The sequence below is a fragment of the Streptomyces sp. NPDC050619 genome, assembly GCF_040654815.1.
Lineage (GTDB): Bacteria > Actinomycetota > Actinomycetes > Streptomycetales > Streptomycetaceae > Streptomyces.
This window is the reverse complement of the sequence record NZ_JBFAIR010000068.1, coordinates 1-15556: the sequence shown is the minus strand read 5'-3', so window position 1 is coordinate 15556 and position 15556 is coordinate 1. Positions and strand designations below refer to the sequence as shown.

Annotated in this window: 1 protein-coding gene; it reads left to right on the top strand. The window is 74.2% G+C overall.

Going from position 1 to position 15556, the window contains the following annotated elements; translation table 11 throughout:
* Positions 1-59 precede the first annotated feature (59 nt).
* Positions 60-15556, top strand: a 15497-nt coding sequence (locus AB0I77_RS50910; RefSeq protein ID WP_363289844.1) for an SDR family NAD(P)-dependent oxidoreductase, incomplete at its 3' end; no start/stop codon positions are given.

Sequence of the window (15556 nt, the reverse complement as noted above, 5' to 3'; positions counted from 1 at the left end):
CCCGCACCGGCCGGCACCCGGGCCTGCCCAACCTGCGCAACGCGACCGTGGAGAAAGACATGACTGCTGCATCCTCCGAAGAGCTCGTCGAAGCCCTGCGGGAGTCCCTCAAGGAGAACGACCGGCTCTGGCAGCGCTACCAGGACCTCGTCACGGCGTCGCGGGAACCCGTCGCCGTCGTCGGCATGGGCTGCCGTTTCCCCGGCGGCGCCACCACGCCCGAGGCGCTGTGGGAGCTCGTCACCAGTGAACGGGACGGCATCACGCCCGTGCCCGAGGACCGCGGCTGGGACCTGAGCGCCCTCGGCGACACCACCACCGCGGGCGGATTTCTCCACGACGCGCCCCTGTTCGACCCGGACTTGTTCGGCATCAGCCCGCGCGAGGCGCTCGCCATGGACCCGCAGCAGCGCCTGCTGCTGGAGACGTCCTGGGAGGCCCTGGAGCGGGCGGGCCTCGACCCCACCTCGCTGCGTGGCTCCCGCACCGGCGTGTTCACCGGCGTCTCCGGCAACGGCTACGGCGGCCACCTCCACGAGACGACCGCCGAGACCGAGGGCTATCTGCTCACCGGCAGCACCCCCAGCGTCGCCTCCGGCCGCGTCGCCTACACCCTCGGCCTCGAAGGCCCCGCCGTCACCGTCGACACCGCCTGCTCCTCCGCCCTCGTCGCCCTGCACCTGGCCTGCCAGGCGCTGCGCTCCGGCGAGTGCGACACGGCCCTCGCGGGCGGCGCCACCGTCATGGCCAACCCTGGCATGTTCCTGGAGTTCGCCCGCCAGGGCGGCCTCGCCGGGGACGGGCGCTGCAAGTCCTTCGCCGACGACGCCGACGGCACCGGCTGGTCCGAGGGCGCCGGCGTCCTCGTCCTCGAACGCCTCTCCGACGCCCAGCGACTCGGCCACCCGATCCTCGCCGTCATCCGCGGCAGCGCCGTCAACCAGGATGGCGCCTCCAACGGCCTCACCGCGCCCAACGGCCCCTCCCAGCAGCGCGTCATCCGCGCCGCCCTCGACGCCGCCGCCCTCACCACCGCCGACATCGACGCCGTAGAGGCCCATGGCACCGGCACCCGGCTCGGCGACCCCATCGAGGCCCAGGCCCTCATGGCCACTTACGGGCAGGACCACACCGAACCCCTGTGGCTCGGCTCCGTGAAGTCCAACATCGGCCACACCCAGTCCGCCGCGGGCGTCGCCGGCCTCATCAAGACCGTCCTGTCGCTACGGGCCGAACTGCTGCCCCGCTCCCTGCACTCCGAGACCCGCTCCACGCGGGTCGACTGGACCGAGGGCAACGTCCGCCTGCTCACCGAGGCCCGCCCCTGGCCGCGCGGCGAACGCCCCCGCCGGGCCGGAGTCTCCGCCTTCGGCATCAGCGGCACCAACGCCCACGTGATCGTCGAGGAGGCCCCGGCACCCGTCGAGCCCGAACCGCGCACCCCGACCGCGCCACCGGTCGTGCCCTGGGTGCTGTCGGCCCGCAACCACGACGCCCTCACCGCCCAGGCCGCCCGCCTCGCCGGTCACGCGGACGACGCCGACCCCACCGACATCGGCCTGTCCCTCGTCACCGGCCGCGCCCACCTCGACCACCGCGCCGTCGTCCTCGGCACTGACCCCGGCGTCCTGCCCGCCCGCACCGCCGCCCTCGCCGACGGCACCCCGGACCCCGGCATCGTCACAGGGACGGTCCTCGACGGCCGTACGGCATGGATGTTCACCGGGCAGGGCAGCCAACGCCCCGGCATGGGGAGGGAGTTGTACGACGCCCACCCGGTGTTCGCGGCCGTCCTGGACGTCGTCTGCGAAGCCCTCGACGCCGCCCTCGCCGACGCCCCCGGATTCGAACTCCCCGTCCGCGACGTCATGTTCGCCGCCGAGTCCACCGCCGAAGCGGCCCTCCTCGACCGCACCGGCTACGCCCAGACCGCCCTGTTCGCCCTGCAGACCGCCACCGCCGAACTGCTCCGCTCCTGGGACACGCGGCCCGATGTCCTCCTCGGCCACTCCATCGGCGAGTACGCCGCCGCCTACGTGGCCGGGGTGTTCGACCTGGCCGACGCGGCACGCCTGGTCGCCGCCCGCGCCCGCGTCATGCAGGCACTGCCCGAAGGCGGCGCCATGGCCGCGGTGGAGGCCGACGAGGCCGACGTCACGGAGCTGCTCGACACCTCCGAGGGGGGCCTGCACGACACCGCCGAGGTCACGGTCGCCGCCGTCAACGGGCCCCGGGCGGTCGTCATCTCGGGCACCGTGGAGGGCGTCGAACGGGTCATGGCCGCCGCCCGCGACCGGGGTCGGCGCGTCACCCGGCTGCGCGTCTCGCACGCCTTCCACTCGCCCCACATGGCCCCCGCCGTCGCCGAGTTCACCCGCGTCGCCGAGAGCGTCACCTTCCGCGCGCCGACGCTCGCCGCCGTCAGCACCGTCACCGGGGCCCCGGTCACCGCCGCCGACTGGGCCACACCCGCGTACTGGGCCGACCAGATCATCCGCCCCGTCCGCTTCCACGACGCCCTCACCACCGCCACCGGCCGACAGTCCGCGAGCCGCCTGCTGGAGATCGGCCCGGACCCCGTCCTCACCGGCCTCGCCCGCACAGCCGGCGACAGCTCCGCCGCGTCCGTCCTGCGCAAGGGCATCTTTGAGCCCGAGTCCCTACTCACCGCGCTGGCCGAGATGTACGTGCACGGGGCGGCCGTCGGCTGGGCCGCGCTGTTCGAGGGTACCGGCGCCCGCCGCGTCGACCTGCCCACCTACGCCTTCCACCACCGGCGGTTCTGGCTACGGCCCACCCGCACCGTCACCGACGTCGTCGGCCTCGGCCTCGGCAGCGTCGGCCACCCCCTGCTGGGCGCCACCCTGCGCCCCGCCGGTAGCGACACCGTCCTGCTCACCGCCGCGCTGTCGGCCGACGCCCACCCGTGGCTCGCCGACCACACCGTCGCCGGACGCGTCGTCGTCCCCGGCACCGCGCTCGTCGAACTCGCCGTGCAGGCCGGCGACCAGGCGGGCTGCGGCACGCTCACCGAACTGGCCCTGCACACCTCGCTCGTGCTGCCCGAGCACGGCACCGCACACCTCCAGATCGCCGTCGAACCCGCCGCGGCCGACGGCACCCGCGCCGTCCGCGTCCACGCCCGCCACAGCGGCGCACCCGCCGACGCGCCGTGGACGCTGCACGCCGCCGGCACCCTCGCTCCCGCAGGTCCCCCCTCCCCTTCGTGGGACCTGCGGGTCTGGCCCCCCGCCGGAGCCGAACCCCTCGCGCTGGACGGCCTGTACGACCGGCTGGCCGCGGCCGGTCTCGAGTACGGCCCCGCGTTCCGCGGCCTCACGGCCGCATGGCGGGACGGCGACGACCTCCTCGTCGAGGCCGCCCTGCCGGACGGCACCGGCGACGCCACCGCCTTCGGCCTGCATCCCGCCCTCCTCGACACCGCCCTCCACGCCCTCGCCCTGCCGCACGACACGGCCGACCAGGCACGGCTGCCGTTCCTGTGGAGCGGCGTACGTCTGCACGCCGTCGGTGCCGCCGGCCTCCGCGTACGGCTCACCCGGCACTCCGACGACACCGTCGCCCTGTACGCGGCGGACGAGACCGGCGCACCCGTCGCCGACGTCGAGGGCCTCGTCCTGCGTCCCCTGTCGTCCCTGAGCGACGACACCCCGCGTGCGGGCGGCCTCTTCCGGCTGGAGTGGACCCCGCTCACCCTCCCGACGTCCGGCGGCGGGGAGGAGACCGGACCCGCCCCGGCCGTACTGACCGACGACCCGTCGCCGTGGACCGCCGCCGACCCGGCGATCGTCCATGGGCCCACCCTCGAGGCCCTCGCCGCGAGGAACCCGGCGACGGTTCTTCTCCCGGTCGGCTCCGACACGGCCGCCGACGTCCTGGCCGCCGTGCACGCATGGCTCGCCGACGAGCGCTTCGCACACGCCCGCCTGGTGCCGGTCACCACGAAAGCGGCCGGCGACGACGCCACCGACCCCTCGGGTGCCGCCGTATGGGGTCTGCTGCGCACGGCCGCCAACGAGCACCCCGGCCGCTTCGCCGTCGCCGACACCGACGGCGCCCCCGAGGCCCCGCGCACCCTCATCGCCGCCCTGACCGCCCTCGACGCCGACCAACTCGTCGTGCGGGGCGAGCGGGTCCGCGTCCCGCGCGTCAGCCGCACCGCCGAACCGGCGGCCACCGAAGCCACCCCCTGGCCCGAGACCGGGACCGTCCTCATCACGGGCGGCACCGGCGGGCTGGGCGCGGAGGTCGCCCGGCATCTGGTCACCGCGCACGGAGTGCGGGATCTGCTGCTCATGTCCCGCCGCGGCCCCGAAGCACCGGGCGCCGACGCCCTCGTCGCCGACCTCACCGCCGCCGGCGCCCGCGCCCGCGTCGTCGCGTGCGACGCCGCCGACCGGACCGCTCTGGCCGCCGCCCTGGACGGCGTACGGCTCAGCGGAGTGATCCACGCGTCCGGCGTGCTCGACGACGGGCTCCTCACCGACCTCACCCCCGACCGGCTCGCCCGTGTACTGGACAGCAAGGCCACCGCCGCCCTGCACCTGCACGAGCTGACCGCCGGCCAGGACCTGCACGCCTTCGTGCTGTTCTCCTCCGTCGCCGGCGTCTTCGGCAACCGCGGCCAGGCCGCCTACGCCGCCGCCAACACGGTGCTGGACACCCTCGCCACCGCCCGCCACGCCCAGGGCCTGCCCGCGCTGTCCCTCGCGTGGGGCATGTGGGAGACGGCCGACGGCATGGGCGGCCGCACGGCCGAGGCCGACGTCGCCCGCCTGCGCCGCCGTGGTTTCCCGCCCCTGCCCACCGACGAGGCCCTCGCCCTCTTCGACGCCGCGCTCCGCTCCGAGCACCCCGTCGCACTGCCCTTCGCGCTCGACACGCACGCCCTCGCCGCGCACCGCGACACCGCCCCCGCCGTCCTGCACGGCCTGCTGCCCACGGCCCGCCGCCAAGCCGCCGTCGGCACCGACGACGGCAACGCCCTGGCCCGCCGCCTGCTCACCCTGCCCGGCGACGAACAGCACCGGCTCCTGCTCGACCTCGTGCAGACAGCGGTCGCCGAAGTCCTCGGCCACACCGGCACCGCGTCCGTCGAACCCGCCCGCGCCTTCAAGGACCTCGGCTTCGACTCCCTGACCGCCGTCGACCTCCGCAACCGCCTCAAGACCGTCACCGGCCTCCCACTCCCCGCCACCCTCGTCTTCGACCACCCCAGCCCCCTCGCCCTCACCGCCCACCTCCGCACGGAACTCCTCGGCACGGCGGACCTCCCGGCCACGGCCGCCCGCACCACGATCGGCACGGACGAGCCCATCGCGATCGTGGGGATGGGCTGCCGCTTTCCCGGCGGGGTGGACTCGCCGGAGGCGCTGTGGGACCTGGTGGCGTCCGGCGGCGAGGGTGTGTCGGGCTTCCCGGTGGACCGCGGCTGGGACCTGACGGCCCTGTACGGCGAGGGCCCGGGCAGCTCCGCCACACGCGAGGGCGGCTTCTTGCACGACGCGGCCGAGTTCGATGCTGAGTTGTTCGGGATCTCGCCGCGTGAGGCGCTCGCGATGGATCCGCAGCAGCGATTGCTGCTGGAGACGTCGTGGGAGGCGCTGGAGCGCGCGGGAGTCGACCCGCTGTCGCTGCGCGGCACGCGCACGGGCGTCTTCGCGGGCCTGATGTACCACGACTATTCCGCCCGTCTGCACACCGTGCCCAGCGAGGTCGAGGGACTCCTCGCCAACGGCAACGCGGGCAGCGTCTTCTCCGGTCGCGTCGCCTACGTCTACGGTTTCGAGGGGCCGGCGGTGACGGTGGACACGGCGTGTTCGTCGTCGCTGGTGGCGCTGCATCTGGCCTGCCAGTCGCTCAGGTCGGGGGAGTGCGACACGGCCCTGGCCGGTGGCGTCACCGTCATGGCCTCGCCGACCACCTTCGTGGAGTTCTCCCGGCAGGGTGGGCTGGCGGCGGACGGGCGGTGCAAGGCGTTCGCGGAGTCGGCGGACGGCACGGGCTGGTCCGAGGGCGCGGGCGTGCTGGTGCTGATGCGGCTGAGCGAGGCGCGTCGGCAGGGCCGTCCGGTACTTGCGGTGGTGCGGGGTACGGCTGTCAATCAGGATGGTGCGTCGAACGGACTGACGGCGCCGAACGGGCCGTCGCAGCAGCGGGTGATCCGCCAGGCGCTGACGAATGCGGGTGTGTCGGCGGCCGAGGTGGACGTGGTCGAGGCGCACGGCACCGGTACCCGGCTCGGTGACCCGATCGAGGCCCAGGCCCTCCTCGCCACCTACGGCCAGGACCGCGACGGGCCGCTCTGGCTGGGCTCCGTGAAGTCCAACATCGGGCACACACAGGCGGCCGCGGGTGCGGCCGGAATCATCAAGATGGTGATGGCGCTGCGCGCGGAGCGCCTGCCGCGCACCCTGCACGCCGCCCAGCCCTCCACCCACGTGGACTGGGAGTCCGGTGCGGTGCGACTGCTGACCGAGGAACGCGCCTGGCCGCAGGGCGAGAGTCCGCGTCGGGCGGGTGTGTCGTCCTTCGGCATCAGCGGCACCAACGCCCACGTCGTCGTCGAAGAGGCCCCTGCTCCGCGCCCCGCCCCGGCGCCGCGACCGGACCATGGGCTGCCCACGGTGCCGTGGGTGGTCTCGGCACGCTCGGCCGAGGCACTGCGCGCCCAACTCGCCCGACTGGCCTCCGTGGACGCGGACCCCCTGGACACCGGCCTGTCGCTGGCGACGACGCGCGCGGCGCTGGAACACCGCGCCGTCCTGCTGGGCCCCGACCTGGACGCCCTGCGCACGCAGCTCGCCGAGCCCGCCCTCACCGGGGCCGTCACCGAGGGCCGTACGGCGTGGATGTTCACCGGACAAGGCAGCCAACGGGCAGGCATGGGACGGGAGTTGTACGACACCCACCCCGCGTTCGCCGCGACGCTGGACGAGGTGTGCGGCCTGCTGGACGCACAGCTGGGCTTCGACCGGCCCCTCAAGGACGCGCTCTTCGCGGACGGCGCCGGTCTGCTGGACACCACCGGATACGCGCAGCCGGCGCTGTTCGCGGTGCAGGTGGCGCTGGTCGCGCTGCTGCGGTCGTTGGGGATGGCCCCGGAGGCCGTACTGGGCCACTCGGTGGGCGAGTTCGCCGCCGCGTACGCCGCCGGGGTCTTCGAACTGCCGGACGCGGTACGGCTGGTGGCGGCGCGCGCCCGCCTGATGCAGGCGTTGCCCGAGGGCGGCGCGATGGCGGCGATCGAGTCGGCCGAGGCGGAGGTGTCCGGCGAGCTGCCGGACGGCGCGGTGCTCGCGGCCGTCAACGGGCCGACCTCGGTGGTCGTTTCGGGCACCGAAGCCGCCGTGGACGCGGTGGTCGAGCAGGCCCGTGCGGAAGGCCGACGGGCCACGCGGCTGCGCGTGTCGCACGCCTTCCACTCGCCGCTGATGGAGCCTGTCCTCGCCGAGTTCACCGAGGTCGCCGCCCGGATCACCTACCGCACGCCGCGGGTCGCCGCCGTGAGCAGCGTGACCGGCGCCCCGCTCGCCGAGGACGACTGGACGACACCCGCCTACTGGGCCGACCAGATCGTCCGCCCCGTCCGCTTCCACGAAGCGTTCACCGCGGCCCGCGCCCAAGGTGCCGGCCGCTTCCTGGAGATCGGGCCCGACCCCGTCCTGACCGCGCTGGCCGATGACGCACCCGCCGCCGCGACGCTGCGCAAGGACCGCCCCGAATCGGAGACCCTGCTGCGGGCCGTCGCCGAACTCTTCGTGCGCGGCACGCCGGTCGACTGGGCGGCCGTCTTCGCGGGCACGGGCGCGCGTGAGGTGCCCCTGCCGACGTACGCCTTCCAGCGCCGCCGCTACTGGCTCGACGCCCCGCGCAGCACCGTGGCCGCCGGTGACCTCGGCCTCGGCACCGCCGGACATCCGCTGCTCGGTGCCGCCGTGCCCGTCGCCGGTTCGGACGCCGTGCTGCTGACGGCACGCCTGTCCACCGCAGACCAGCCCTGGCTCGCGGACCACGCGGTGGCGGGCTCGGTGATCCTGCCGGGCACGGCCGTGCTGGAACTGGCGCTGGCCGCCGGGGACCGCGTCGGCCTCGACCGCGTCGACGAACTCACCCTCCACGCCCCGCTCGTGCTGCCCGACGCGAGCGCGGCGCACATCCAGCTCAACGTCGAGGCCCCCGGCACCGACGGCCGACGGCAGCTGTACGTCCACGGCCGCCCCGAGACCACCACCGACGACCCCTGGACGCTGCATGCCTCCGGCGTCCTGGCGGCGGGCGAGCCCTCGGACGAGGACTGGGACCTGCGGGCCTGGCCGCCACAGGGCGCCGAACCGGTGGAACTGGATGGCCTGTACGAGCGGTTGGGCTCGGCCGGACTGTCCTACGGCCCGGCATTCCGCGGACTCGAACGCGTCTGGCGCTCCGGCGACGACTGGTTCGTCCAGGCCACCCTGCCGGAATCCGTGGCGGGAGGCGCCGAGGGCTTCGGGGTCCACCCCGCCCTGCTGGACGCCGTCCTGCACGCGCTGGGGCTGTGGGAGCGCGACGAAGAGGGTGCGCTGCTGCCGTTCCTGTGGTCCGGCGTCGAAGTGCCCGCCGTCGGTGCCTCCGCGCTCCGCGTCCGTATCTCGCGCCGCGGCGACGACTCCGTCACGCTCCACCTGGCCGATCCGACCGGCGAACCGGTCGGCCGAGCCGACGCCCTGACCCTGCGTCCCCTGTCCACCGGGGCCCTCGCCGTCTCCGACGGCGCGTTCCGCGACAGCCTGTTCCGCCTCGACTGGCGGCCCCTGCCCGACACAGTCCCCGTCTCGACGGCGACCTGGACGGTGCTCGGCGATCCCGCGCCCCTGCCCGCCGCACCGGCCCGCGCCCACGCCGACCTCCCGGCCCTCACCGCGGCACTCGACGCCGGGGACGAGACACCGGAGACGGTGTTCGCGCCCCTCGCCACCACCGGCCGCTCCCTCACCGACGTGGCCGCCGCCGCCCTGGCACTCGTCCAGGGCTGGCTCGCCGAACCCCGCCTCGCGGACTCCCGCCTGGTGTTCATCACCTCCCGAGCCGTCGGCGACGACGTCGCGGACCTCGCCGGTGCGACCGTCTGGGGCCTGGTGCGCTCGGCGGCCGGCGAGAACCCGGGACGCTTCCGGCTCGCGGACCTCGATGGCTCCGCGGAGTCCTACCGGGCCCTGGCCGGCCGCCCCGATCAGGGCGAACTGCTCATCCGCCACGGAGACGTGCGTGTCCCGCGCCTCGTCCGCGCGGTCACGGACGACGTGCTGCTGCCGCCCGCCGGGTCGAGCGACGGGTGGCGCATGGACGTCGTCGCCCAAGGACGCCTCAACGGCGTCGAGCTCGTTCCGGAGGCACGACGGCCCCTGGAACCCGAGGAGGTACGGGTCGCGGTGCGGGCTGCGGGGGTGAACTTCCGTGACGTGCTGAATGTGCTCGGGATGTATCCGGGTGACCCCGGCCGGCTTGGGCATGAGGGTGCCGGTGTGGTGGTGGAGGTGGGTCCGGAGGTGACCGGCCTGGTGGTCGGTGATCGGGTGATGGGCCTGCTGGACGGGGCGTTCGGTCCGATGGCCGTCACCGACGCGCGGCTGCTGGCCCGGGTGCCGGATGGGTGGTCGTTCGAGCAGGCGGCGTCCGTGCCGATCGTGTTCCTCACCGCCTACTACTCCCTGGTGGACTTGGCGGGTCTGGGGGCGGGGGAGTCCGTGCTGATCCATGCCGCTGCCGGTGGTGTGGGGATGGCTGCGGTGCAGCTGGCTCAGCATTTGGGTGGTGAGGTGTACGCGACCGCCAGTGAGCCGAAGTGGCCGGTGGTACGCGACCTTGGTATCCCTGCCGAGCGGATCGCCTCGTCCCGCACGACCGCGTTCGAGGAGCGGTTTAGTCCGGGTGTGGATGTGGTGCTGGACTCGCTCGCGGGTGAGTTCGTGGATGCCTCGCTGCGGTTGGTGCGTCCGGGTGGCCGGTTCGTGGAGATGGGCAAGACCGACGTCCGTGACGCCGAGGAGGTGCGGGCCGAGCACGGGGTGTCGTACCGCTCGTTCGATCTGATGGACGCCGGCCCGGACCGGATCGCGGAGATGTTCGCGGCGCTGCTGGAGTTCTTCGAGCGGGGTGCCCTGCGGCCCGCCCCGGTCACCGTCTTCGGGATCGCGCGTGCGCCGGAGGCGTTGCGGCTGCTGGGCCAGGCCAAGCATGTCGGCAAGGTCGTCCTCACGGTGCCGTCGCCGTGGAGTGGCGAGGGCACGGTGCTGATCACCGGCGGTACGGGTGGCCTGGGCGCGGAGGTCGCCCGGCATCTCGTCACCGCGCATGGCGTGCGGGATCTGCTGCTGGTCTCCCGGCGTGGCCCCGACGCTCCGGGGGCCTCCGAACTCCAGGCGGAACTCGGCGGGTTGGGTGCGCGGGTCAGCGTGCGGGCATGCGACGTCTCCGACCGTGAGGCACTGGCCGGCGTCCTCGACGGTGTCGAACTGAGCGGCGTGGTGCACGCGGCCGGTGTTCTCGACGACGCCCTCGTCACCGCCCTCACCCCGGAACGGCTGGCCCGCGTCCTGGCCGCCAAGGCAGACGCCGCCCGGCATCTGCATGAGCTGACGCGTGGACAGCGCCTCTCCGCGTTCGTGTTGTTCTCGTCGTTCGCGGGCGTGGTCGGCAACCCGGGCCAGGCGGCCTATGCGGCCGCGAACAACGCCCTGGACGCCCTCGCGGCAACCCGCCGCGCCGAGGGACTGCCCGCCGTGTCGCTGGCCTGGGGCATGTGGGCCACCGCCGACGGCATGGGCGGGACACTGGACGAGGGCGAGCTGGAGCACATGGCCCGGCAGGGCTACCCCGCGCTGGAGACCGGCCGGGGCCTCGCTCTGCTCGACGCCGCGCTGCTGCTGGACGAGCCGAACGCCGTCCCCGTCGCCCTGCGCGTCCCGGCGCTCTCCGAGGCCGGTCACGACACCCTGCCCGCCATGCTGCACGACCTGGTCCCCGCCGCCCGACGCCGGCGCGGCGCCCGCCGGCAGCTCGGCACCGGAGGCGGCGAACTCGCCGACCGGCTGCGCGGGTTGCGGCCCGACGAGCGGGAACGGCTGCTGCTCGACACGGTGCGCGCCCAGGTCGCGGCGGTCCTCGGACACGCCTCGCCCGGACGGATCGACCCGGACCGCGCCTTCAAGGACGTCGGCTTCGACTCGCTCACCGCCGTCGACCTGCGCAACCGGCTGCGTACCGCCACCGGCATCGCGCTGCCCGCCACCCTCGTCTTCGACCACCCCACGCCCACCGCCCTCGTCGCCCACCTCCGCACCCACCTGCTGGGCGGCGACAGGGACGACACGACCGACGCGGCCGGCACGACCCGCGCTCCCGCGCGCTCCTACACCGGCGACCCCATCGCGATCGTGGGCGTCGGCTGCCGGTTCCCGGGCGGCGGGGACTCTCCCGAAGCGCTGTGGGACCTGGTCGTCACCGGCAAGGACGCGATCACGCCGTTCCCGTCCGACCGCGGCTGGGACACCCGTGCCCTCGACGGCATCGCCGCCGTCGGCGGATTCGTGCCGGACGCCGGTGACTTCGACGCCGAGCTGTTCGGCATCTCCCCGCGCGAGGCCCTGGCGATGGACCCGCAGCAGCGGCTGCTGCTGGAGACGTCGTGGGAGGCGCTGGAGCGCGCGGGCATCGACCCGACCTCCCTGCGCTCCACCGCGACCGGCGTCTATGTCGGCGTCTCCGGCAACGGCTACGGCGGCCACCTCCACGAGACGACCGCCGAGACCGAGGGCTATCTGCTCACCGGCAGCACCCCCAGCGTCGCCTCCGGCCGACTGTCGTATCAGCTCGGGCTGGAGGGCCCGGCGGTCTCCGTGGACACCGCCTGCTCCTCCGCCCTGGTCGCCCTGCATCTGGCGTGCCAGGCGCTGCGCTCCGGCGAGTGCGACATGGCCCTCGCGGGCGGCGCGACCGTCATGGCCAATCCGGGGATGTTCCTGGAGTTCGCGCGGCAGGGTGGCCTCGCCGGAGACGGGCGCTGCAAGTCGTTCGCCGACGGCGCCGACGGCACGGGCTGGTCCGAGGGCGCGGGCATCATCGTCGTGGAACGCCTCTCCGACGCGCTGCGCGACGGTCACCCCGTCCTGGCGGTGGTGCGGGGCAGCGCGGTCAATCAGGACGGCGCGTCCAACGGGCTCACCGCGCCCAACGGTCCGTCCCAGCAGCGGGTGATCCGGCAGGCGCTGGCCGCCGCGGACCTTGACGCCTCCGACGTCGACGCCGTCGAGGCGCACGGCACCGGCACACGCCTGGGCGACCCGATCGAGGCACAGGCCCTGCTCGCGACGTACGGCCAGGCCAGGACGGACGAGGATCCGCTCTGGCTCGGCTCGATCAAGTCGAACCTCAGCCACCCGCAGGCCGCGGCCGGCGTGGCGAGCGTCGTCAAGATGGTGATGGCGCTGCGGGAGGAGACCCTGCCGCGCACCCTGCACGCCGAGGAACCCTCCACGCACGTCGACTGGGACTCCGGTGCCGTGCGGCTGCTGACGCGGGAGCGGGCCTGGCCGCGCGGTGAGCGGGCGCGTCGGGTGGGTGTGTCGTCGTTCGGTATCAGTGGCACCAACGCCCACGTCATCCTCGAAGAGGCCCCGCCCGTCCATGAACCCGAGCGGCGCACGGTGACGGCTCCGCCGGTCGTCCCCTGGCCCGTGTCCGGCCGCAGTGCGGAAGCCCTGCGTGCCCAGCTCGCGCGCCTCTCGGAGGTCCTCGACGCGCGTGAGCTCGACCCCGTGGACGTTGGCCTGTCTCTGGCCACGTCGCGTGCCGCCCTGGAACACCGGGCCGTCCTCCTCGGCCCGGACATCGACGCGCTGCGGTCGGGGTTGGCCGAGCCTGCGGTCATGGGTGTGGTGAGCGAGGGTCGGACGGCGTGGATGTTCACCGGTCAGGGCAGTCAGCGTGCGGGGATGGGGCGTGAACTGCGTGCTGTCTATCCGGTGTTCGCCGGTGTTTTGGACGAGACGTGCGCGTTGCTGGAGGGCGAGCTGGCCGGGGCGGAGGGTTTCCCTCTTCCGTTGCGGGAGGTGTTGTTCGCGGAGGGTGGCTGTGAAGCGGCTGCTCTGCTGGACCGTACCGGCTATGCGCAGGCGGCGCTGTTCGCTGTCGAGACGGCGCTGGCGGGGTTGCTGGAGTCCTGGGGTGTGCGTCCTGATGTGGTGTTCGGGCATTCCATCGGCGAGTACGCGGCTGCGTATACGGCTGGTGTCTTTGAATTGCCTGACGTGGTGCGTTTGGTGGCGGCTCGTGCGCGTCTGATGCAGGCGCTGCCGGAGGGCGGTGCGATGGCCGCGGTGGAGGCGGATGAGGCGGAGATCGCCGACCTGCTCGCCGCGGGTGAGGTGACGATCGCCGCCGTCAACGGGCCGGCCGCCGTGGTGGTCTCCGGTGCGGAGGAGGGGGTGGAGCGTGTCATGGCGGCCGTGCGTGAGCGTGGTCGCCGGGTGTCGCGTCTGAGGGTGTCGCACGCGTTCCACTCCCCGTTCATGGAGCCGATGCTCGACGAATTCACCGCCATCGCCGAACAGATCGAGTACGGCACCCCGCAGTGCACGGCGCTCAGCACGGTCAGCGGCACTGCGCTCAGCGACGGCGACTGGACGAGCGCCGACTACTGGGTGCGGCAGATCCGGCAGCCGGTCCGGTTCCACGAGGCCGCCACCGAGACGGTCACCGGACAAGGCGCCGTCCGGCTGTTGGAGATCGGCCCCGACCCGGTGCTCAGCAGCCTCGTCGAACCCGCCGCCGAGCGCGCCGCGGTCTCCGTCCTGCGGGAGGGCAGGCCCGAGGCCGAGACCTTCCTCGGCGCCGTCGCCGAACTGTTCGTCCGGGGCGCCGACGTGGACTGGGCCGCCGTCTTCACCGGAACCGGAGCCCGCAACGCCCCCCTGCCGACGTACGCCTTCCAGCGGCAGCGGTACTGGCTGCGGCCCAGCCGATCCGGCGTCGGCGCCGACATGCTCGGCCTCGGCAGCTCCGGGCATCCGATGCTCGGTGCGGAGCTGCCCGTCGCCGGGTCGGACACCCTGCTGCTCACCTCACGACTGTCCGCCGACAGCCACACCTGGCTGGCCGATCACGTGGTGGGCGGACGCGTCGTCGTGCCCGGCACGGCTTTCCTGGAACTCGCGGTCCAGGCCGGTGATCGAGCCGGCTGCGGACATGTCGCCGACCTCACCCTGCACTCGCCGCTCGTCCTTTCCGAGGGTGGCGCCGCACAAGTGCAGATCTCCCTCGAACCGATCGAGGAGACGGAAACGGCGGAGGCGACCCGCGCCCTGCGCATCCACGCCCGCCCTGACGGGGCACCCGCCGACGCACCCTGGACCCTGCAAGCCACCGCGACCCTCACCGCACGGCCCGCCGAGTATGACTGGGACCTGCGCGCGTGGCCGCCGGCCGGCGCCGAGCCGCTGCCGCTCGACGGACTGTACGACCGGCTGGCGGCGGCGGGCCTCGACTACGGACCCACCTTCCGCGGGCTCACCCGGGCCTGGCGACACGGCGCGGACCTCTACGTCGAGTCCGCACTGCCCGAGCCCGGCGCCACCGAGGCCACCGCCTACGCGGTGCACCCGGCGCTGCTGGACAGCGTGCTGCACGCGCTCGCGCTGCGTAGCGAGAGCGACGGCGAGGCAATGCTGCCCTTCCTGTGGTCGGGGGTGTCGGTCGCGGTGGCCGGCGCCACGACTGTGCGCGCCCACCTCCTCCCGGCCGGCGACGGAGAACTCGCCCTGCGTGTGGCCGATGCCGTCGGCGACCCCGTCGCGGCCGTCCAGTCCCTGCTGCTGCGGCCGGCGTCCGCCGCCGCCCTGCGGACGCCGGCCGGCAATGACCACCTGTACCGCCTGGCTTGGGCGCCCGCCACCCGCACCCCGGACGTCCAGGAACTCGACCACGGCCGACGCCGGGTGCTGATCTCATCTGACGCGCGTGCCGAGAAACCGTGGGCTGCCGCCGACGTCCCGATCACCCGCCACCAGGACGTGGACGCCCTGATCACCGCTCTCGACTCGGGCAGCGAAGTGCCTGACGTGGTGATCCTTCCAGTACCGGGCACCGAGCCCGACAACAGCGTGGTCTCCCAGGGGATCAACTCTGGTGAAGTCCTGAGTCCGATCGCTGATCTCCTGGATGCCATGCAGACCTGCCTGGCGGACGAGCGATTGACCGGAACACGTCTGGTCGTCACGACTCGCGAGGCGGTCCCCGCCGGTGCCGCTCCCAACCCGGGCGGCACGGACCTGACCGGCGCCGGCGCGTGGGGCTTGGTCCGGTCGGCGATCAGCGAGCACCCCGACCGGATCTTCCTGGCCGACCTGGACGACAGCCCCTCCTCCCACCGCACACTGGCCCGCCACCTCGCTCATGGCGAGGACCCCCAGCTCGCCCTCCGCGATGGCGAGGCCTGGGTACCACGCCTCGCACGGATGGCGTCCGATGGTCTGCTGGTGCCGCCGGTTGTGGCTTCGGG